This is a genomic window from Mesorhizobium sp. M1004 (genome assembly GCF_040318795.1).
Taxonomy (GTDB): Bacteria; Pseudomonadota; Alphaproteobacteria; order Rhizobiales; family Rhizobiaceae; genus Mesorhizobium.
In genome coordinates this window covers 483,224-504,940 of sequence record NZ_JAMYNB010000002.1, presented here as the reverse complement: position 1 = coordinate 504,940, position 21,717 = coordinate 483,224, and the positions used below count along the sequence as shown (strand labels likewise).

At 62.7% G+C, this 21,717-nt stretch carries 19 protein-coding genes; 4 read left to right on the top strand and 15 right to left on the bottom strand.

What is annotated here, in order from left to right:
* Positions 1–99: 99 nt before the first annotated feature.
* The 3 genes from fabB (at position 100) to NKH54_RS06540 (ending at position 3,903) form a co-directional block, all read left to right on the top strand.
* A complete protein-coding gene (fabB, locus tag NKH54_RS06550; protein WP_353027898.1) occupies positions 100–1,320 on the top strand; it encodes a beta-ketoacyl-ACP synthase I in 1,221 nt (406 codons plus the stop codon).
* 33 nt (positions 1,321–1,353) lie between these two features.
* On the top strand, positions 1,354–2,166 hold the full coding sequence (gene fabI, locus NKH54_RS06545) for an enoyl-ACP reductase FabI (RefSeq protein WP_023669564.1): 813 nt from the start codon (positions 1,354–1,356) through the stop codon (positions 2,164–2,166).
* Positions 2,167–2,349: 183 nt separating this feature from the next.
* The gene (locus tag NKH54_RS06540; RefSeq protein WP_023669563.1) at positions 2,350–3,903 is read left to right on the top strand and encodes a putative bifunctional diguanylate cyclase/phosphodiesterase; all 1,554 of its coding nucleotides are present in this window, start codon (positions 2,350–2,352) and stop codon (positions 3,901–3,903) included.
* A 16-nt stretch (positions 3,904–3,919) separates the two neighbouring features.
* Here NKH54_RS06540 and NKH54_RS06535 read toward each other — a convergent pair whose 3' ends face one another.
* The 10 genes from NKH54_RS06535 to rimP form a co-directional block, all read right to left on the bottom strand.
* Positions 3,920–4,933: a class I SAM-dependent methyltransferase gene (locus NKH54_RS06535; protein WP_353027897.1), complete on the bottom strand. Its 1,014-nt coding sequence runs from the start codon at positions 4,931–4,933 to the stop codon at positions 3,920–3,922.
* A gap of 85 nt (positions 4,934–5,018) precedes the next feature.
* Positions 5,019–7,166 (bottom strand): polyribonucleotide nucleotidyltransferase, encoded by a 2,148-nt coding sequence (gene pnp / locus NKH54_RS06530; protein WP_023669561.1) that lies wholly within the window; start codon positions 7,164–7,166, stop codon positions 5,019–5,021.
* A gap of 278 nt (positions 7,167–7,444) precedes the next feature.
* Positions 7,445–7,819, bottom strand: coding sequence for a 30S ribosomal protein S15 (rpsO, locus tag NKH54_RS06525; protein WP_280790898.1), 375 nt, complete (start codon positions 7,817–7,819; stop codon positions 7,445–7,447).
* A 95-nt stretch (positions 7,820–7,914) separates the two neighbouring features.
* The gene (gene corA, locus NKH54_RS06520; protein WP_023682006.1) at positions 7,915–9,009 is read right to left on the bottom strand and encodes a magnesium/cobalt transporter CorA; all 1,095 of its coding nucleotides are present in this window, start codon (positions 9,007–9,009) and stop codon (positions 7,915–7,917) included.
* A 44-nt stretch (positions 9,010–9,053) separates the two neighbouring features.
* A complete protein-coding gene (gene truB / locus NKH54_RS06515; protein WP_023821531.1) occupies positions 9,054–10,025 on the bottom strand; it encodes a tRNA pseudouridine(55) synthase TruB in 972 nt (323 codons plus the stop codon).
* The gene (gene rbfA, locus NKH54_RS06510; protein ID WP_023669558.1) at positions 10,025–10,444 is read right to left on the bottom strand and encodes a 30S ribosome-binding factor RbfA; all 420 of its coding nucleotides are present in this window, start codon (positions 10,442–10,444) and stop codon (positions 10,025–10,027) included. The genes truB and rbfA overlap by 1 nt, the downstream gene beginning before the upstream one ends.
* Before the next feature lie 161 nt (positions 10,445–10,605).
* Positions 10,606–13,170 carry a translation initiation factor IF-2 gene (gene infB / locus NKH54_RS06505; RefSeq protein ID WP_023669557.1) on the bottom strand — a complete coding sequence of 855 codons (2,565 nt, stop codon included), beginning with the start codon at positions 13,168–13,170 and terminating at the stop codon, positions 10,606–10,608.
* Complete coding sequence (locus NKH54_RS06500) at positions 13,167–13,817, bottom strand: RNA-binding protein (RefSeq protein ID WP_023726862.1); 651 nt, start codon at positions 13,815–13,817, stop codon at positions 13,167–13,169. Before NKH54_RS06500 ends, infB begins: the two co-directional genes overlap by 4 nt.
* Before the next feature lie 38 nt (positions 13,818–13,855).
* Entirely contained in the window at positions 13,856–15,451 is a 1,596-nt protein-coding gene (nusA, locus tag NKH54_RS06495) for a transcription termination factor NusA (RefSeq protein WP_023669555.1), read from the bottom strand.
* Between the two features lie 47 nt (positions 15,452–15,498).
* Positions 15,499–16,143 carry a ribosome maturation factor RimP gene (gene rimP / locus NKH54_RS06490; RefSeq protein WP_352746437.1) on the bottom strand — a complete coding sequence of 215 codons (645 nt, stop codon included), beginning with the start codon at positions 16,141–16,143 and terminating at the stop codon, positions 15,499–15,501.
* 335 nt (positions 16,144–16,478) lie between these two features.
* Here rimP and NKH54_RS06485 point away from each other — a divergent pair, with 335 nt between their 5' ends.
* A complete protein-coding gene (locus NKH54_RS06485; RefSeq protein WP_023669553.1) occupies positions 16,479–16,643 on the top strand; it encodes a hypothetical protein in 165 nt (54 codons plus the stop codon).
* Between the two features lie 42 nt (positions 16,644–16,685).
* On the opposite strand, the gene trmB is transcribed toward NKH54_RS06485, so the two are convergent.
* The 5 genes from trmB to NKH54_RS06460 all read right to left on the bottom strand — a co-directional run bounded on the left by trmB (position 16,686) and on the right by NKH54_RS06460 (position 21,712).
* The gene (gene trmB / locus NKH54_RS06480; protein ID WP_023823757.1) at positions 16,686–17,387 is read right to left on the bottom strand and encodes a tRNA (guanine(46)-N(7))-methyltransferase TrmB; all 702 of its coding nucleotides are present in this window, start codon (positions 17,385–17,387) and stop codon (positions 16,686–16,688) included.
* 139 nt (positions 17,388–17,526) lie between these two features.
* Complete coding sequence (gene metK, locus NKH54_RS06475; RefSeq protein ID WP_023669551.1) at positions 17,527–18,792, bottom strand: methionine adenosyltransferase; 1,266 nt, start codon at positions 18,790–18,792, stop codon at positions 17,527–17,529.
* Between the two features lie 222 nt (positions 18,793–19,014).
* A complete protein-coding gene (locus NKH54_RS06470) occupies positions 19,015–19,434 on the bottom strand; it encodes a helix-turn-helix domain-containing protein (RefSeq protein WP_023669550.1) in 420 nt (139 codons plus the stop codon).
* 137 nt (positions 19,435–19,571) lie between these two features.
* On the bottom strand, positions 19,572–21,164 hold the full coding sequence (gene lnt, locus NKH54_RS06465; protein WP_023746680.1) for an apolipoprotein N-acyltransferase: 1,593 nt from the start codon (positions 21,162–21,164) through the stop codon (positions 19,572–19,574).
* Between the two features lie 77 nt (positions 21,165–21,241).
* Complete coding sequence (locus NKH54_RS06460) at positions 21,242–21,712, bottom strand: VOC family protein (protein WP_023746679.1); 471 nt, start codon at positions 21,710–21,712, stop codon at positions 21,242–21,244.
* Positions 21,713–21,717: the final 5 nt, after the last annotated feature.

The following is a 21,717-nucleotide window of genomic DNA, read 5'->3' as shown; positions in this document are numbered from 1 at the left end:
TCCCGGACGCGCAACGACGCTGCGGCATTTTGATTTTGCGTATGATCGCCGGCGAAAACCGACTAGGGTTTCGGGATCATCCGCTGGAAGGAGTTGCGAATGAGAAGGGTCGTCGTCACAGGCCTCGGCATCGTATCGTCGATCGGCAACAACGCCAACGAGGTGCAATCCTCGCTCCACGATGCCAAATCAGGCATCAGCTTCTCCGATTCCTTCGCCGAACACGGCTTCCGCTGCCAGGTCTGGGGCGCGCCGACGCTCGACCCGACCCCTATGATCGACCGGCGCGCCATGCGCTTCCTGAGCCAGGGCGCGGCCTGGAACCATGTCGCGATGGACCAGGCCATCGCCGACGCCGGGCTTGGCGAAAGCGACATCACCAATGAGCGCACCGGCATCGTCATGGGCTCGGGCGGCCCCTCGACCCGCACCATCGTCGAGGCGGCCGAGACCACGCTCAAGAACAACAGCCCCAAGCGCATCGGTCCGTTCGCGGTGCCGAAGGCGATGTCGTCGACCGCGTCGGCGACGCTCGCCACCTGGTTCAAGATCCACGGCGTCAACTATTCGATCTCGTCGGCCTGCTCGACCTCGGCGCATTGCATCGGCAACGCCTACGAACTGATCCAGTGGGGCAAGCAGGATGTGATGTTTGCCGGCGGCCATGAAGACCTCGACTGGACGATGTCGGACCTGTTCGATGCCATGGGCGCGATGTCGTCGAAGTATAACGATCGTGCGCCGACAGCTTCCCGCGCGTATGACGCCAATCGCGATGGCTTCGTCATCGCGGGCGGCGCGGGCGTCCTCATCCTGGAGGAGCTCGAACACGCCAAGGCGCGCGGCGCCAAGATCTACGCTGAGATCGTCGGCTATGGCGCGACGTCGGACGGCTACGACATGGTGGCGCCGTCGGGCGAAGGCGCGGTGCGCTGCATGCGCCAGGCTCTGGCGACGGTGTCCAGGCCGGTCGACTACATCAACACCCACGGCACCTCGACGCCGGTCGGCGATTCCCGGGAAATGGGCGCCATCCGAGAGGTGTTCGGCGACAAGATGCCGTTCATCACCTCGACAAAGTCGCTGACCGGCCATTCGCTGGGTGCCGCCGGCGTACAGGAATCGATCTACTCGATCCTGATGATGCAAGGCGGCTTCATCGGCGAGAGCGCCCATATCGAAAACCTCGATCCCGAATTCGAGGGCATGCCGATCGTGCGCAAGCGCATCGACGACGCCAGGATCGACACGGTTTTGTCCAACTCGTTCGGCTTCGGTGGCACCAACGCAACGCTGATTTTCCAGCGCTATTCCGCATAAGGCCAGCGTTTTATTGTAGGGGGATTGCCGGCCATGGACGGACTGATGAAGGGCAAGCGCGGGCTTGTCATGGGCGTCGCCAACGATCATTCGATCGCCTGGGGCATCGCCAGGAAATTGTCCGAACACGGGGCGGAGCTTGCCTTCACCTATCAGGGCGACGCCTTCGGGCGCCGCGTCAAGCCGCTTGCCGAGAAACTTGGGGCGTCACTGGTGGTGCCGTGCGACGTCGAGGACAGCGCATCGGTCGCCGCCACCTTCGAGACGCTCGGCAAGGAATGGGGCGGGCTCGACTTCGTCGTCCACGCCATCGGCTTTTCCGACAAGAACGAGCTCAAAGGGCTCTACGCCGACACCAGCCGCGACAATTTCGTCCGCACCATGGTCATCTCCTGCTACTCCTTCACCGAGGTCGCCCGCCATGCCGCCCCGCTGATGAGCGAAGGCGGCGCGATGATCACGCTGACCTATGCCGGCTCTGTCCGCGTCATGCCGAACTACAACGTCATGGGCGTCGCCAAGGCCGGGCTGGAAGCCAGCGTGCGCTATCTCGCCAACGATTATGGCCCGCGCGGCATCCGGGTGAACGGCATATCGGCGGGACCGGTGCGTACTTTGGCCGGCGCCGGAATCTCGGACGCCCGCCACATGTACTCCTACCAGCAGCGCAACTCGCCGCTGCGCCGCACGGTGACCATCGACGAGGTCGGCGGCTCGGCGCTCTATCTTTTGTCCGACCTCTCGTCAGGCGTCACCGGCGAAATCCATTATGTGGATTCCGGCTATCACATCGTGTCGATGCCAACCCTGGATGAGTTGAAGCAGACCGACAGCGTACGCGATTAACTCACCAGTAAAATTAGATGCATCGGCGGAAACTCATTTTAAGGAGATATCCGCTAGAAGTCTTATGGGCTTGGGCTCTGCGCGTTCTTGCTGGGCGCAAAGGATGCTTTAGCCTTTATGAATTTGCGCTTGATATTTCCGAAAGTCGAGTTGATTTCGGGATCATGCGACAGGGACTGAGCAATGCCTGCTGTCAGCAACCCGAAGCGAACACCTGTGTTCCGGCTGCTCACCGTCGCCAGTTCGGGCCTTGGCAGTTTCATCCTTGGGCTTTGGGGCCTCCGGCATGGTTTCGGGGACGGCTTTGCCGGCATGCAGGCGGAAACCATGATCGGCATCGCGTCGGCGCTATGCGCGCTGGCCGCCGCCGGTGCTGCCTTGTCCTTCTTCGCCGGCGTCGATGAATCGGTGGACTACGTTTTCAACGAAACCCATTTTGACAAGCTGACCGGGCTTTTTGCGCGGCCGGCGATGGTCGGCAGGATTGCCGACGCGGCGTCCGCGACGATCAGGACCGGTGAGCCGGTGTTCCTCATCGACATCGACATCGACCGCTTCAAGCAGATCAACGACGCCATCGGCTACAGCCATGGCGACGAACTGATCCGCGGCTTCACCAAGCGGTTGAAGGCCTGCATGCCCGAAGGCGCGGTGATGGGGCGCATCGGCGCCGGCGAGTTCGCTATCCTTGTCTGGGAACACCAACTCCAAAGGTCCATGGAAAGCACCGTCGAAACCATGATCGAGGAGATGCTGAAGCCGTACCAGCTCGATTCCCACCTGCAGTCGGTCGGCCTGTCGGTCGGCATCGTGGCGATGCCAAAGGATGGCGTCGATCCGGTCCTCATCCTGCGCCGCTCCAACCTGGCGCTGCAGAATGCCCGCGCCGGCGGCGTGGGCAACTGGTCGGTCTTCCATTCCGACATGGGCCAGGTCGCCGACTACCGCCACTGGATCGAATCCGAACTGCACATCGCCTTCGTCCGTGGCGATTTCGACCTTCACTACCAGCCGCAGCTCGACCTGCCGACCGGCCGTATCGTCGGCTACGAGGCGCTGATCCGCTGGAAGCACCCGGAACGCGGCATGATCCCGCCGATGGAATTCATTCCGATCGCCGAAGAGACCGGCATGATCCACCCGATCGGCAATTGGGTGCTGAACAAGGCCTGCAGCGATGCCCGTCATTTGCCCGAGGACTGCTTCGTTGCCGTCAACATCTCGCCGGTCCAGTTCATGACCAAGGATTTCGTCGGCATCGTGCGCGATACGATGGCCAGCACCGGCATCAAGCCGTCGCGGCTGGAGCTCGAAGTGACCGAGACGGCGATGATGCAGGACCGCGACCGCGCCGCCACCATCCTGCAGCAGCTTGCCGACATGGGCATTTCGGTGGCCGTCGACGATTTCGGCACCGGCTATTCCAATCTCAGCTACCTGATCGACTTCGCCTTCGGCAAGCTGAAGATCGACCGCTCCTTCGTCAGCCGCATCGACACCGATTCGAATTCGGGCGCCGTCGTCTCTACCATCGTCGGCCTGTCGCGGGCGCTCGGCGTCGGCATCATCGCCGAAGGCGTCGAGACCGAGAACCAGGCGACGCTTTTGCGAGCAGCTGGTTGCGAGATGGTGCAGGGCTATCTGTTCGGCAGGCCGGCGCCGCTCAAGATCAAGCCTGGCGATATCAGACCGACCATTCCCGTCCACGAGCCGGCGCGCATCGTCAGCATGCATTGAGGCGACCGGCACCGTCCTATCGGCGCGCGGAGAAAACCTTGAACATGCCGTCGCGGGCGAGCTCGGCATGGCTGGAGAAGACGGCCTTCAGAACCGGTTCGTAAGGCAGCTGACGGTTCGCCACCATGAACAGCCGCCCGCCCGGCTTCAGCGCCTTGCCCGCCGCCTGGATCATGCCGGCGCCGATTTCCGGCTCGGCCGCCCGGCTGCGATGGAAGGGCGGGTTCATGACGATGGCATCATAGCGCCGCTCGACCGGCTCGCTCAGCAGATCGGTCCAAAAGAAGCCGGGCTCGAAGCCTGTCTGGCCGATATTGCCCTTGGCCGCCTCAAGCGCGTCGAAATCCGCTTCGTAAAGGTCGAGCCCCGTTATGCCGGATGAACGTGCCGCGACCTCGGCGGCGACATAACCCCAGCCGGCGCAGAAATCAGCAATGTTGCCGCGCAGGTCTTTGGGCAGGTTGTCGACCAGAAGTTTCGAGCCGGCGTCGATCCGGTCGAAGGAGAACATGCCAGGCGCGGTACGGAAGCGGTCCTCTACGACCAAGGCGGGATTGGCGACGCGCAGTTTTTCCGCAGGCGCCAGATCGGCCGGACGGCGAAGCCAGAAGGCGATGCCGTGATATTTCGGCAGATGCCCTTCGATGGGGACAAGCTCGTCGATGCGCTTGCGCAGGCTGGCGATGCCTTCGTCGTTACCGCCGGCGACAATGATCAGACCGCCCGGCGTGACACGTTCGATCGCCTCGGCAATACGCATCTCGTTTAGCCCACGATGGCGGCCGGCAAGCACGAGCGCTGCATCGAATGCATCGCCCTCCGCGCGCGGCGTTACCTTGTGACCGGCACGCTCCAGCGCTCGGAGATGCGGCCGGAAACCCTGTGCAAGATGGAGCTCTGCCTCGAAGCCTTCCGGCAAGCGGAAGCCGGGCTCCGCACCCAGGAACAACACACGCTCGCCCTTTTGCGGCAGAGGGAGCCCCTCGGCCTCGAAGGGATGGAACAGTGTCTTCAGCGGCTCAGCGGCCATTCTTCGATTCTCATGTCGTAGACGGGTATTAAACGAAAACGGGCGCGACATAAGCCGCGCCCGTTCAACTCTATTGTCAGACCACTCAGGCGGCGTTTTCTTCGCCTTCGGCCTTCTTGTCGCGGGCGATTTCCTTGCCGGTGGCCTGGTCGACGACCTTCATCGACAGGCGGACCTTGCCGCGCTCGTCGAAGCCCATCAGCTTGACCCAGACCTTGTCGCCTTCCTTGACGACGTCCGAGGTCTTGGCGACCCGGTCGTTGGCAAGCTGCGAGATATGGACGAGACCGTCACGCGGACCGAAGAAGTTGACGAAAGCGCCGAAGTCGGCGGTCTTGACGACCGTGCCTTCGTAGATTTCGCCGACTTCCGGCTCGGCGACGATGGTATGGATCCACTTCTTGGCCGCCTCGATCTCCTTGGCGTTCGACGAAGCGATCTTGACCGTGCCGTCGTCCTCGATGTTGATCTTTGCGCCGGTCTTCTCGACGATCTCACGGATAACCTTGCCGCCGGAGCCGATCACGTCGCGGATCTTGTCGGTCGGGATGTGCATGACCTCGATGCGCGGTGCGAACTCACCGAGTTCGGGGCGGGCGCCGGTCAGAGCATGCGCCATCTCGCTGAGGATATGCTGGCGGCCGTCCTTGGCCTGGTCCAGCGCGATCTTCATGATCTCCTCGGTGATGCCCTCGATCTTGATGTCCATCTGCAGCGAGGTGATGCCGCCTTCGGTACCGGCGACCTTGAAGTCCATGTCGCCGAGGTGATCTTCGTCACCCAGGATGTCGGACAGAACCGCGAAGCGCTCGCCTTCCTTGATCAGGCCCATCGCGATACCAGCAACCGGCTTGGCCAGCGGAACGCCGGCATCCATCAGCGCCAGCGATGTGCCGCAGACGGTGGCCATCGACGACGAACCGTTGGACTCGGTGATCTCCGAGACGACGCGCAGCGTGTAGGGGAACTGGTCCGCGCTCGGCAGCATCGGACGGATGGCGCGCCAGGCGAGCTTGCCGTGGCCGATTTCGCGGCGGCCCGGCGAACCCATGCGGCCGGTCTCGCCGACGGAGTAGGGAGGGAAGTTGTAGTGAAGGAGGAACTTCTCCTTGTACATGCCGGTCAGCGAATCGACATACTGCTCGTCCTCGCCGGTGCCCAGCGTGGCAACGACCAGCGCCTGGGTCTCGCCGCGGGTGAACAGCGCCGAACCGTGCGTGCGCGGCAGGACGCCGACTTCCGAGACGATCTTGCGGACAGTCTTGAGGTCACGGCCATCGATGCGCGAACCGGTGTCGAGAATGTTCCAGCGCACGACCTTGGCCTGGAGTTCCTTGAACACCGAACCGATCTGCTCGGAGGTGTACTTGGCGTCTTCGCCTTCGGCCGGAGCGAACGCTGCCTTGACCTTCGCCTTGACGGCGTCGACGGCAGCGTAGCGCTTCTGCTTGTCGACGTTCTTGTAGGCATTGCTGAGCTCGTCGCCGACGATCTTCAGCATTTCGGCTCCAAGCGCGGAGTAGTCCGGCGCCGTGAAATCGCGCGGCTCCTTGGCGGCAACTTCGGCCAGCTTGATAATGGCGTCGATCACCGGCTGGAAGCCCCTGTGGCCGAACATGACGGCGCCGAGCATCAGCTCTTCGCCGAGTTCCTTGGCTTCGGACTCGACCATCAGCACGGCGTCGGCGGTGCCGGCGACAATGAGGTCGAGCCTGGATTCCTGCATCTCATCGACATGCGGGTTGAGCACGTATTCGCCGTTGATGTAGCCGACTCGGGCGCCGCCGATCGGGCCCATGAAGGGAACGCCCGACAGCGTCAAAGCGGCCGAGGTGGCGACGATCGACACGATATCGGGATCGTTCTCGAGGTCATGCTGGACGACGGTGACGACGATCTGGGTGTCGTTCTTGTAGCCGTCGGCGAAGAGCGGGCGGATCGGGCGGTCGATCAGGCGGGAAACCAGCGTTTCCTTTTCGCTCGGACGTCCCTCGCGCTTGAAGTAGCCGCCGGGGATCTTGCCGGCGGCGTAGGTCTTTTCCTGGTAGTTGACGGTCAGCGGGAAGAAATCGAGGCCTGGCTTCGGCTCCTTCATCGAAACGACGGTGGCGAGAACCTTGGTTTCGCCGTAGGTCGCAAGCACCGCGCCGTCAGCCTGACGTGCGATCTTGCCGGTTTCCAGGATGAGCGGACGGCCGCCCCATTCGATTTCCACTTTGTGGTAGTTGAACATATCTTGTCCTTGATAAGCGGAAAGGGCCGCGCCGTTTCACGGTGCGCGGATGCCCTTTCCCTGGCTTCCTTTCTCGGGCAGCCACGGGCAAGACAACGGGAAGCTCGGGTAGATTTCGGCACTGGTTAGCGCACGAGCGTCCTGCAATCCTGCCCCATGACCGTCCATGGGCGGTTTCGAGTGGCCTCTGCGCGCTCGAAACCGGGTCTAGCCAATCGATGCGACTGGCAGAATGCGCGACCGGCGGGCTCTCCTTCGAAAGCCCGCCGGTCAATTCGTCAACGGCGCAGACCGAGCTTCTCGATCAACGTCTGATAGCGCGCGTCATCCTTGCGCTTGAGATAATCAAGCAGGCTGCGGCGCTGGGAGACGAGAGCGAGCAGACCACGGCGGGAATGGTTATCCTTCTTGTGGTCCTTGAAGTGGTCGGTCAGGTTCTTGATGCGCTCGGAAAGGATGGCCACCTGGACTTCCGGAGACCCGGTATCGCCCTTGGCGGTTGCGAATTCACCCATCAATTCCTGTTTGCGCTCGGCAGTAATCGACATCGTGTTTTTCCTTATCTGTTTGAGGAAACGGGTCGCCCTCAGCCGGGATGTCGTCCAGCAGGGGCCGGTGCAAGCAAAGCGACATGGCGCGATGCTGCGGCGCATATAGGGCAATTCCCCGGAAAACACCAGCCCATTCATAAAGCCGGCTTGTCGCAGCCCTTTGCTCGGGAATCCAGGATTCCCCTGACACCGAAACCTTACAGCCACTTCTTGCTTTTGAAGAAGACGATCAGCCCGACAGCAACGGCCAGCATGAACAGCAGCGAAGCCGGGTAGCCATAGTAGGCTTTCAGTTCCGGCATGTTCCACGGCGAGCTCTCGGGATCGAAATTCATCCCCCAGATACCGACCAGGAAGGTTAGCGGCATGAAAATCACCGAGACGATGGTGAGATAAGAGATCACATCGTTGGTGCGTGCCTGGCTCAGCGACAAATGCATTTCGATCAAGCCGGTCAGCATATCACGCTGGTTCTCGACCAGCTCGATCAGCCGCAATGCGTGGTCGAGCGTGTCGTTGAAGAAGATTTTCGTCTCCGGCTTCACATAGGGCACGTCGTTGCGGATCAGCGTCGCCAGCGCGTCGCGCATCGGCCACAGCACGCCCTTGAGCACATTGGCGTCGCGCCGCAATTCGTGCAGCTGGCGCATCTGATGCTTGTGAGGCGTGTTGAGCATCTCGTCCTCGATGCCATCGACCTCCTCGCTAGCGGCCTCAATCGGCGGGAAATAGCTGTCGACGATGGAGTCGATGAGCGCATAGGCCAGATAGTCGGCGCCGCGCATCCGCAAGCGGTTGGGCAACGCTGCCGCGATGCGCTTGCGTACGGGGTCGAACGGATCGCCTTCGCGCTCCTGGAAGGTGACGACGAATTTCTTGCCGAAGAACACCGCGATCTGCTCATAGCGATGCACCTTGACGTCGTCGATCATGCGCATGACGACGAAGGCGTGGTCCTCGAAGAAGTCGACCTTCGGCCGCTGGCCGGTGTTGACGACATCTTCCAGAGCCAGTGGATGCAGGTTGAAGATCCGGCCGATCTCCTCGATCAGCTGGATGTTGGCGAGACCGGTGCAGTCCAACCAGACGACCGGCCAGTTGTCGCAATGGGTGTTGAGATCGTCGATACTGGCATCGTTGATGGTCTTGAATTTTTCAGGCGAAATCAGCGTCAGCCGCAGCTCGGACCGTCGCGCCGCCGGATCGGCGATCAGCGTGCCAGGCGAGGCGCCAACCGGCGGCCGGCGCGTTGTCACCGGCGCCCGCTTCTTCACCGCCTCAGCCTTTGCCATGTGCCCCTCGGATGTGACGTCGACGTAAGACTAGACGAGAGTGGTCAGCCGGCAAAGACCCGCTTCGGCTTGAACATGCCCTGCTCGATGGCGCCGATGGCGACAAGCTTGCCGCGCGCGGTGGCGCAGGCTTCCTCGGCTTCCACGGGCGCGTCGCGGCCGCGGATGATGACGGGATTGCCAAGGCGGATCTTGGTCGCCGCTTCGTCGCTGATGGCGATCTGGGGCAGGCAGTCGAGCGCGGCGGCCGTGTCGACAAGCAGCGCATCGATGGCGCCAAAGTCGATCGGCGCATCGGCAACATCGGCGTCGCCCTCTCCGTCAGCTTCGCGCTGTTCGCCGAAACGGGCGACTTCCAGTTCGGCGAGGGTGACGAAATCCTCCTGGGTGAACGGCTCGACCTCGACCCGGCGCAATTCGGCGATATGACCGAAGCAGCCGAGGTCGCGGCCCATGTCGCGGGCCAGCGAGCGCACATAGGTGCCCTTGCCGCATTCGACCTCGAACAAAGTGTGGTCGGCAGCGTGCTCGACGATGTCCAGACGGCCGATCTCGATCTCGCGCGCGGGGATGTCGACCGCCTCGCCCCCACGGGCGAGATCGTAGGCGCGTTCGCCTGATATCTTGATGGCCGAGAATTGCGGCGGTGTCTGCATGATGACGCCGGTGTAGTTCGGCAGCAGCGCCCTGACGTCGTTTTCCGCCGGACGGCGGTCGGAACTTTGCGTCACCGGGCCTTCGAGATCGTCGGTCGAACGCTCCTCGCCCCAAGCGACGGTGAACCGGTAGATCTTGGCGCCGTCCTGTACATAAGGCACGGTCTTGGTTGCCTCGCCGAGCGCGATCGGCAGCATGCCAGAGGCCAGCGGGTCGAGTGTGCCGGCATGGCCGGCCTTTTCGGCCTGGAAAAGCCATTTGATCTTGGAGACGGCTTCGGTCGAACCCATGCCAACCGGCTTGTCCAGCACCACCCAGCCGGAGATCGGCCGGCCCTTCTTCTTGCCGCGGCGCCCCACTATTTCTCGTCCTTGTCGTTGTCTTCGCCATCGGCACCCAAGTCTCGCGCGACTTCGGGCGATTTCAGCAAATCGTTGATCCTGGCGAAATTGTCGAAGGACGTATCGAGCTTGAAGCGGAACTCCGGCATGAACTTCATCTGGCGGAGCGCGCCGGAGACGCGGCCACGGACGAACTTCGCATGCTTGTTGAGCGCGTCGATGACCGCACCCGTGTCCTTGGCGCCGAGCGGCGAAACGAAGGCCGTTGCGACCCTCAGATCAGTCGACATGCGCACTTCCGAGACCGAAACCACGGTGTTCTCGATCAGCGGGTCGATAATCTCGCCGCGCTGCAAGGTTTCCGACAGCGCATGGCGCACCTGTTCGGCGACGCGAAGCATGCGCTGGGATGGGCTGGAGGCGGTTGGACGGGGCATTTTTCTCAATCCGGAAAGCGTGAGGCGCGGGATGGGACCGTGCCGCATGTCTCATACTTGTTTCTATGCATGTCGTTTATCCCGCACTTTTGGGCGACAGGCATTAAAGTTAGGGCGGCGGTCTTTCGACCACCGCCCGGTCGTATCGACAGTATACGAACTCAGAGCGTCCGGGTCACCATCTCGACGCGGAAGCACTCGATGATGTCGCCAACGCGCATGTCCTCGTAGTTCTGGAAGGCCATGCCGCACTCCTGGCCGCCCGGAACTTCCGCGACTTCGTCCTTGAAGCGCTTGAGGGTCTTCAGCGTGCCTTCATGGATGACGACGTTGTCGCGGATCAGGCGCACGCCCGCTCCACGCTCGACCTTGCCTTCGGTGACACGGCAGCCGGCGATCTTGCCGACCTTGGTGATGTCGAAGATCTCGAGGATCTCGGCATTGCCGATGAAGGTCTCGCGGCGTTCCGGCGACAGCAAGCCGGAAAGTGCTGCCTTCACATCGTCGACGAGGTTGTAGATGATCGAGTAGTAGCGGATTTCGATGCCCGCGGCCGCCGCGGCCGCACGTGCCTGCACGTTGGCACGGACGTTGAAGCCGATGATCGCGGCCCCCGAGGTCTCCGCCAGCGACACGTCGCTTTCGGTGATGGCGCCGGCGCCGGCATGAACGATGCGCGCACGCACCTCGTCGGTGCCAAGCTTGTCGAGAGCGGCGTTGATCGCCTCGATCGAACCCTGCACGTCGCCCTTGATGACCAGCGGGAATTCCTTCAACCCGCTCGTCTGCAGCTGCGACATCATCTGTTCGAGCGAGCCGCGCTGGCCGGCATGGCGAGCCACTGCCTTCTCGCGCGCCAGACGCTGGCGATATTCGGTGATCTCGCGGGCGCGGGCCTCGTTGTTGACGACAGCGAAGCGGTCGCCGGCTTGCGGCGTGCCCTGCAGGCCAAGCACCTCGACCGGCATTGCCGGCGGCGCCTCCTTGATCTGCTCGCCACGGTCGTTGACCAGCGCGCGCACCCGGCCCCATTCGTTGCCGGCGACGAGGATGTCGCCCGGCATCAAAGTGCCGGTCTGCACCAGTACGGTGGCGACGGGGCCACGGCCCTTGTCGAGCTGGGCTTCGATGACCACGCCCTCGGCGGTACGGTCCGGATTGGCCTTGAGGTCGAGGATTTCGGCCTGCAGCAGGATCGCCTCGAGCAGCTTGTCGAGGTTGGTGCCCTTGGTCGCCGACACTTCGACGTCCAGCACTTCACCGCCCATCGATTCGACGAACACCTCATGGCGCAGCAGTTCCGACCGCACCTTCTGCGGATCGGCATCATGCTTGTCGATCTTGTTGATCGCCACGATGATCGGAACGCCGGCCGCCTTGGCATGGCTGATCGATTCGATGGTCTGCGGCATGACGCTGTCGTCGGCCGCCACCACCAGGATAGCGATGTCGGTCGCCTGAGCGCCGCGGGCGCGCATCGCCGTGAAGGCGGCGTGACCGGGCGTGTCGATGAAGGTGATCTTCTGACCGTTCTTCTCGACCTGGTAGGCGCCGATATGCTGGGTGATGCCGCCGGCTTCGCCGGAGACGACATTGGCATTGCGGATGGCGTCGAGCAGCGAGGTCTTGCCGTGGTCGACATGGCCCATGATGGTCACGACAGGCGGCCGCGACACCAGGTCCTCGGCATTGTCGGCAATGTTGAACAGGCCTTCCTCGATGTCGGACTCGGCGACGCGGCGGACCGTGTGGCCGAATTCGGTGGCGACCAGCTCGGCCGTGTCGGCGTCGATGATGTCGCCCGGCTTCAGGATCTGGCCCTGCTTCATGAAGTACTTGACCACATCGACAGCGCGCTCGGACATGCGCTGCGCCAGTTCCTGGATGGTGATGGTTTCAGGCAGGATCACTTCGCGCATAACCTTCTCGCGCGGCTCATTATGCATCGCGCGCTTGAATTTTTCCTGGCGGCGACGCATCGACGACAGCGAGCGGGCGCGCGCGTCCTCGTCGGAAAGCGCCGTGTTGAGGGTCAGCTTGCCGCGACGACGGTCTTCCTCGGCCTTGGTCGGCTTGGCCGGGCGCGCCACTTCGGGCGTAACCGGACGGCGTACCGGGGCGCCGGCGGCGGTGCGCTTCGGCTTGACCTCTTCCTCGTCGTCCGATGCCACAAGCTCGGCAGCCTGCGGCGCGCGGCGGCGCGCTTCTTCCTCGGCGCGGCGGCGGGACTCGGCCTCGGTCTGCAGGCGGGCTTCTTCCTCGGCCTGACGGCGCGCGGATTCCTCGCGCTCGCGCTTGCGGCGTTCCTCATCCTCGTTGCGGCGCTTGGCCTCTTCGATGGCGCGTTGGCGGTCCTCGACGTCGCGAACCTTGGAGCCTTCGAGCGCCCTGCGGCGCGCTTCCATTTCATTGCGCGACAGTTCGTTCAGCACCATGCCGCCGCGTTCGGCCGGCGGCGGCGGAGGCGGCGCCTTAGGCGCTTCCTGCACGACGGGGGCTGCCACTACCGCGGGCTTGGGCGTAAATACGGGTGCAGCCACCGGCTCCGGCTTGTCGCCGGGCATGGAGAATTTGCGCTTCTTGATCTCGACCTGGACCTGCTTGGTGCGGCCATGCGAGAAATTCTGTCGCACGACGCTCTGCTCTGTACCGGGGCGCTTCAGCGTCAAGGTCTTCTTCGGTGTAACACTCAACGTCTTATCGTCGCCCGATTTCGTATCGCTCATTCCATATCCTCTGCAGCATCATCTTCGTCAGCAACGGCCGCAAGCATTGCCAGATCGTCGGGGGTTCCGCCCCGATATCGGTCGAGCGCAACCATGCGCCTCTCAACCGCCTTGCCCGCGTCTCCCGCGAGAACGGCAGCATGTATCACATTTGTACCCCCCAATGCCAAGCTCAACTCGGCCTCGGAGAAAAGTTTGTAGGCAAGGACTGCCGGCCCGCCGAGGTGGACAGTTGCCCGCCGCGCCTGACTGATCTTGCGCACGCCATCGTCGGATGCCTCGGTCGCGTGGAGCACGAAAAGCGCCGACCCCGAGCGCACCGCGCTCTCGACCTTGGTTGCGCCGAGTGCGATCGAGCCAGCCTTGCGGGCAAGGCCAAGCATACCCAAAGCGGATCGTGCAAGCAGTCCGTCGACCATGCCGCCGAGATCGGGCGGCACGACGACCTGCGCCTTGAAGGCGCGGGCAAACAGGTTCTTCGCCGCCGCCTTGTCGATATGTAGGCGGTCGGCGCTCACCCAACAACCACGGCCGGGCAGATTTCTCTTCAGGTCAGGAACGACGGCCGAATCCGGGCCGACCACGAAACGGATCAGCTCATCCGGCTCGGCTTGCTTGCGCGTGACGATGCAGGTGCGATCGTTCATCTCGTCCTGGGGCGGGTTGTGTGCGATGCGGTTTCACCTCACGCACCAACGGCTTCGTCAGCCGGGACCTGTTCGGCTGCAAGCTCGTCTTCGGTGATCCAGCCGGCCTTGAGGCGGGCTGCCAGAACCATCTGCTCGGCGTCGGCGCGCGACACGCCGTGATTGGCGAGCACACCCGGGAATACCTTGGTCTCGCCGTCCTTGCGTTCCTTCCAGCCGGTCAGGTCGTCGGCGGCATAGCCGGCGAAATCCTCGATCGTCTTCACGCCATCCTCGCCGAGCGTCACCATCATGGCGGTGGTGACGCCAGGGATCTCGCGCAGTTCGTCGGTGACGCCCAGCGCCTTGCGCTTGTCGTCATGCTCGGCTTCGATCTTCTCCAGATATTCGCGGGCGCGGGTCTGGATCTCCGAAGCGGTGTCTTCGTCGAAACCGTCGATCGAGGCGATCTCGCCCGAATCGACGTAGGCAACTTCCTCGACGCTGGTGAAGCCTTCGGAGGCCAACACCTGGCCGACCATCTCGTCGACATCAAGGGCTTCCATGAACAGCGACGAGCGTTCGACGAATTCCTTCTGGCGGCGCTCAGACTCCTCGGCCTCGGTCAGGATGTCGATGTCCCAGCCGGTGAGCTGCGAGGCAAGACGCACGTTCTGGCCACGACGACCGATGGCAAGCGACAGCTGGTCATCGGGAACCACCACTTCGATGCGCTCGGCATCCTCGTCGAGCACGACCTTGGCGACTTCCGCCGGCTGCAGCGCGTTGACGATGAAGGAGGCAGCCGAAGGCGACCACGGGATGATGTCGATCTTTTCGCCCTGCAATTCGCCGACCACGGCCTGGACGCGGCTGCCGCGCATACCGACGCAGGCGCCGACCGGATCGATCGACGAGTCACGCGAAATGACGGCGATCTTAGCGCGCGAGCCTGGGTCGCGGGCGACCGACTTGATCTCGATGATGCCGTCATAGATTTCCGGCACTTCCATGGTGAAGAGCTTGGCCATGAACTGCGGATGGGTGCGCGACAGGAATATCTGCGGGCCGCGCTGTTCGCGGCGCACGTCGTAGACATAGGCGCGGACGCGGTCGCCGTACTTGTAGTTTTCACGCGGGATCAGCTCGTCGCGGCGGATAATCGCCTCGCCACGGCCGAGATCGACGATGACGTTGCCATATTCGACGCGCTTGACGGTGCCGTTGACGATCTCGCCGATGCGGTCCTTGTATTCGTCATACTGGCGGTCGCGCTCGGCCTCGCGCACTTTCTGCACGATGACCTGCTTGGCTGACTGGGCGGCGATGCGGCCGAAATCCATTGGCGGCAGCTGTTCGGCGATGAAGTCGCCAAGCTGGGCGTCCGGATTGCGCTCGCGGGCCGAGGAAATGGCGATCTGGGTGGCGTAGTCGTCGACCTTCTCGACCACTTCCATCAGCCGCTGCAGCTTCATCTCGCCGGTGTTGGCGTTGATGTCGGCGCGGATGTTGGTTTCCTGGCCGTAGCGCGAGCGCGCCGCCTTCTGGATCGCATCAGCCATGGCGGCAATGACGATCGACTTGTCGATCGACTTTTCACGCGCCACCGCGTCGGCGATCTGCAGCAGTTCAAGTCTGTTGGCGCTTACAACCATCTTATTTCTCCCGAGCTTGTTGCCGAGCTTTTAGGCCCGGCCGCTCATCATAGTTCCTGTTCGATTTCGTCTTCCGCGCCGCCTTCAGCACCTTCGGGTGCATCATCAGCTTCGCCGCGGCGTTTCTTGGCTTCCTTGCGTTCCCGGTTGTCCTTCGAAAGGGCATCGCGAATAAGGTCGTCGGTGAGGATCAGCCGCACATCGGCGATCGCGTCATAAGGAATGCGAACCGTCGGCTCTTCGCCGTAGGCGGCCTTGTCGCGCTCGAGCAGCATGTCGTCTTCGCCGGCTTCGGCGATCTTGCCCTTGAAGCGCTTGCGGTCGGCGACCGGCACCGAGGTTTCCATCTTCACCAGATGGCCGGTCCAGGTGACGAAATCCGACTTGCGTACCAGCGGCCGGTCGATGCCCGGCGACGACACTTCGAGATGATAGGCCTTCTCGATCGGGTCATCGACGTCGAGCGCCGGCGACACAGCGCGGCTGACCTCTTCGCAATCCTCGACGGTCATGATGCCGTCCTCGCGTTCGGCCATGATCTGCAGCGTCAGGCCGTTCTGGCCCGACAGATGCACCCGCACGAGACGGAAGCCAATGCCTCGCAACACCGGCTGAACGATCAGCGCGATGCGCGCATCGATACCGCTTTCGCGGATGATGCGGTCGTCGGCTTCGCTTGCCGTTGCAGTCATGCGTTTCCTGTCGTTCTATGGGTCAGGATGATCGTCGTCCCGAACCATCTCTTTGCTGATGGCTGACCGGCAGGTAATAAAAAAGAGCGGGACCGGGTGGACCCACTCTTCGTCATACCGACCAAGAATTTGAGGCTGATATAGACGATCCCGGCCAGTGTTTCAAGTCTGTTGAGGGGCCGGGCAGAGTGCAGCCGGCGACGGCTGGCAGGATTGCGCGGGGCGCATGCCGGCTATGCGGTAACGGCCCTGTGATCCCGGATGTCACATCGCTATCTATGGTGCACTGCACAAATCAAAGATGAGCGCGCGGTGGCGCGCGAAAGGTCAAGACAATGAGCAACCGTACCGTGTTTTCCGCCATAGGCGACGCCTTTGCCCTGTTCGGCAGCGCCGTTGCCGCCTCGCGGGCCGTCGAAGCCGGCCGCAAGCCGCGCGCCAACGATCTGCGCCGGCTTGGCATGGACCCGACCGCTTTCGGCAAGATCGGCCGTTTCTGAAGCCAGACCGGCTGTCGATGCGGGACACTTTCCCGCATCGAACTATTTTCTGATGAAGGTGAGATAGGCCGGCCGTCGGCCCTCGCGAATGGCTTTCGCCTCGTAGCGTGTGCCCGGCCAGCCTTCATAGGGCCGATGCCAGTCGGCCCCATCTTGCGCCTGCCAGAGGAGCGCGCCATGCGCCCGGCAGTGCAACAAGGTCCAGTTCACATAGGTGTCGATGTCGGATGCGAAGCGGAATTTTCCGCCCGGCTTCAGCACGCGCGCGAACCGATCGAGGTTGAGCGGGCTGACAAAACGCCGCTTCCAGTGCTTTTTCTTCGGCCAGGGATCGGGGTAGAGCAGGTCGATGCCGTCGAGCGACGCCTGCGGCAACCAATCGAGCAGGCGCGTGGCGTCGTCGTCATAAACGCGAAGATTGGCAAGCGGCTTTTCCCGCACCGCCATCATCAGCTTGGCCATGCCGTTGACGAACGGCTCGACACCGATGAAGCCGGTCGCCGGTGCCTCCGTGGCACGGTGCAGCAGATGCTCACCGCCGCCGAAGCCGATTTCCAGCCGAACCGTTGAAACATCCGCTGAGAATAGCGCGCGCAATTCTGCCGGTGCCTGGACGGAGAGGTCGAGGCCATAGGCCCCAAGACCGCTTTCCAGCGCCGCCGCCTGCTGCGGGCGAATGGTCTTGCCGTGCCGGCGGCCGAAGAACCCTTCGGTCGCCCGGCTCCGCCTGTCCTGTGGATCCATGGCCTGGTCGCGCGCCGCGCTTAGATTGAGATGAGATTTGGGATTGAGATGAGATTTGGCTGAAATCTCATCTCAATCTAATCCTTTGTTGGAGCATGATCTTTTCCAAAAAACCGGTACCCACTTTTTGGAATCATGCCTAAGCAGCGATCGCGTCCTTGAGCGCCTTGGCCAGATCGGTCTTTTCCCAGGAGAAGGACCCGTCTCGGCCGGCCTTGCGGCCGAAATGGCCGTAGGACGAGGTCTTTGCGTAGATCGGCTTGTTGAGGTCGAGATGCCTGCGGATGCCGGATGGCGACAAATCCATCACCGTGCGCAGCGCTTCCTCGAGCTTGGCCTCGTCGACCTTGCCGGTGCCGTGCAGGTCGACATAGACCGACAGCGGCTGAGCAACGCCGATGGCGTAGGACAGCTGGATGGTGCAGCGGTCGGCGAGCTTGGCCGCCACCACATTTTTGGCGAGATAGCGCGCCGCGTAGGCGGCGGAGCGGTCGACCTTGGTGGTGTCCTTGCCGGAGAAGGCGCCGCCGCCGTGCGGGGCAGCACCACCGTAGGTGTCGACGATGATCTTGCGGCCGGTCAGGCCGGCGTCGCCGTCCGGCCCACCGATGACGAACTTGCCGGTCGGGTTGATGTACCACATGCAATCGTCGGCGATCTTGAGGTCGCCGAGCGCCTCACGGATGTAAGGCTCAACGACCTTGCGGACCTTCTTGGAATCCCAGGTCGCGTCGAGATGCTGCGTCGATAGCACGATCTGAGTCGCTTCGGCGGCCTTGCCATCGACATAGCGAACGGTGACCTGGCTCTTGGCGTCAGGCCCGAGCTTGCCGGCTTCGCCGTTGTTTTCGTGACGGGCAGCGGCGAGCAGTTCGAGAATCTTGTGGCTGTAATAGATCGGCGCCGGCATCAGGTCCGGGGTCTCGCGGCATGCATAGCCGAACATGATGCCCTGGTCGCCGGCACCCTCTTCGCCCTGGCGGTCGGCGGCGTTGTCGACGCCCTGGCCGATGTCGGGCGACTGGCCGTGCAGCAGAACCTCGATCTTTGCCGTCTTCCAGTGGAAGCCGGCCTGCTCGTAGCCGATTTCGCGGATCGCCTTGCGGGCGACCGACTTGAACTTGGCCGGGTTGACGACCGAATGCCCGGCGGCGTCCTTGAGGATGTTGCCGGCTTTGTCCCGCTTCAGCAGAGTATCGGGAACCCTTACTTCGCCGGCGATGACGACGCGGTTGGTGGTTGCGAGCGTCTCGCAGGCGACGCGGACTTTCCATGGGTCCATGCCGGTCTTCTTGGCCTCGCGATAGACCAGATCGACGATCTCGTCCGAGATGCGGTCACAGACTTTATCGGGATGACCCTCGGCCACGGATTCCGAGGTGAAGAAGTAGTTCTGCCGCGTCACGGGTGTCCCCTCTTGAAAAAACGATCGGCAGGGCTGCCGATTTTGGCGCGCCACGTGTTAACGGTGCCGGGCGCCGCTCGTCAAGCGGTGCCGCGGTTCTGGCATGAGTGCCGCAGCAATATATCTTGTACCACCGGCGGCTTGGCGCCGCCGGCAGTCGAGCCTCTGGGCTACTCGGGCCCGGGGGATTACTGGGGCCAATGGGTCAATCGACCCACCGAATCACTCGGCATCTTCGGCAGAAAGGGACTTCACAAGGTCGATAATCCGGCGGCGCACCTTCACATCCGCGATCTTGACGAACGCGCGGTTGAGCTGAAGCCCTTCCGGACTGCCGCAGAATTCGACGGCGAAAGCCATCGAAGTGTCCTCGGCAAATCCTCTATTACCCACCGGCTCCTGCCCTGGCGCATCCTCGAAAAAGAAGGCGACAGGCACGCTGAGTATCGAGGCTATTGCCTGCAGACGGCTGGCGCCGACGCGGTTCGTTCCTTTTTCATATTTTTGGATCTGCTGAAACGTAATACCGAGATTTTCACCAAGCTTTTCCTGGCTCATTCCAAGCATATTGCGCCGAAGGCGGACGCGACTTCCGACATGGATGTCGATCGGATTCGGTTTCTTCTTGTTTTCTTCTGTCATTTTTTCCTCGCCGAATTTTTCCGGCCTTTTCTATTTTTCTCGCCCAAACGAAGCCGGAGCCAACTGCCCCAACAGAAACACCAACCGACTTCGAGAAAATTAGGCGGTAACAGTATGAGTTTCTAATGTGTCGACTGTCAATTCACCCGTAGCCGTTGCCTTACGTTCAAGCTGAGGGCGATTGCGGCAAACACCAACATGATCAGCATTCCGTTAATGCGCCGCCCCGCGGCGGAGATGAAGGCTTGGCCGGAGATCGGCACCCGCACGTCGATGGCGCCACGTGCATCGACCGCCAATGCGTCGACGATGCGTCCCCGCGTATCGACAACGGCGGAAATGCCGTTGTTGGCGGCGCGCAACAGCGGCAATCCGTTTTCCACCGCGCGAATCTGAGCCTGCCTGAAATGCTGGTACGGCCCGGGCGTGTCGCCGAACCATGCGTCGTTGGTGACGTTCACAATAAGCTGGGATGACGTTGCGTCAACAGCCACAAGATCAGGAAAGATCACCTCGTAGCAAATAAACGGCAAGGCGCTGATGCCGCCGGGCAAAGCGATCGGATGGCGCTCGTTGCCGGCGGCGAAATTCATCGGCCCGGCGACGAGCTGTCCGATGCCGAAGCGGCTGAGCAGACCGGAAAACGGCAGATACTCGCCGAACGGCACCAGATGGACCTTGTCGACGGCATCAGCGATTTCGCCCTTGTCATCGATCGCCACCACCGAATTGTAGTAGCGGCTGTCGGCATCCGCCCCCGATCCGCGCTCCTCGCGCACGACGCCGGCAATCAGCATCTGACCAGGCTGCAGCATGTCGCCGAGCGCGGTCAGCGCGTCCGGACGCTCGGTGAACAGGAACGGTACCGAGGTCTCCGGCCACAGGATCAACTGCGGTTTGTCATGACCGGGGTCGGGCGCTGCGGCCGACAGGCCCATCATCGTGGCGAAGATGCGGTCGCGCACCGAGGCGTCCCATTTTTCGCTGAGGTCGACATCCGGTTGCACGATACGGACATCGAGAGTGCGGGTTGCCGGCTTGTCGGGGGTCGCGAGCCTGACATAGCCGAAGCCGGCATGGGCGGCGACGAGAATGGCAAGCAGGACCACACCGAGACGGACATGCCGGCGTGCTGCAAGCAAGGCCGGCATGGCGAAGACAAAGACCGCCAGCGCGTTCATGCCGACCATGCCGGTCACCGACACGCTTTGCATCAACAGCGGCACGGGCATCGCCGCATAACCGACGGCATTCCAGGGAAAGCCGGTGAACAGGAAGCCGCGCAGCCATTCCGTCAGGCCAAAAGCAAAGGCAAGGGCGGCAATGCGGCCAATGTCGTTGGTCCATAACAGCCGCGCGACGACGGTGGCGAAGCCGTAGAAAAATGCCAGCGCCAAAGGAATGCCGACGACCGCGAAGGGTAAGGCCCAGGCGAAACTGTCGGCCTCGACCAGAAGCGCCTCACCGATCCACCACAGGCCGGCGAGGAAATAGCCGAAGCCGAACCACCAGCCGATGGCAAAAGTCGGCCGCAGGCGCCTGAGCCAGCCGTCGGAAGCCTGGCCGGTGGCGCCGTCGAGCAGCCAGACCAGCAGTGGAAACGAGACGAAACAGACGGCGAAGAAATCGTAAGGCGCCTGGGCGAGCACCGCCAGCGCCCCGGCAAGAAACGCCACCAGCGCGCGCCGCCAGCCCCAAAGCAGAATTATCCGGCCGGCAAGGCGCTCCATACAGACTTCCCAGGTCGCGCGAATCAGGAGCCAAGATTTATCAGATTTATTGAAACGCGAACCGGCCGATCGCTGCGCTATCGGTGCCATCCCTCGATGGTGAGCCCGCTCAGGTGCTCGGCCTCCTCGCGCGGCACGGTGCGCAAGGTCTGGGTGAAGGTCCAGACATGGCCTTCGGGGTCGCGCGCCCGATACTGCCGTTCGCCGTAGAAATGGTCGGCAGGCTCCTCGACGATTTGGGCTCCAGCCGCCATTGCCCGCTCACAATGCACGTCCAGGCCGTCTTTCAGACGCACACAGACCGACTGAGTGTTCTTGCCGCCGACGCTTACCGGACTGGCAATATGATCGGCCCATTCGGAATCGACGATGATGTAGCCGTCGCCAAAGCGCATTTCGGCATGGACCAGCCGTCCGTCGGCGTCGCTGACCACCATGCTCGGCTCGAAGCCGAAGGCCGTTTCGAGCCATTTCAATGCGGCTGGCGGGTCCTTGTAGAAGACACCCGAGCCAAAGGTTGAGTGCTTGAAGGGATCGTCGATCGTCATCGGCC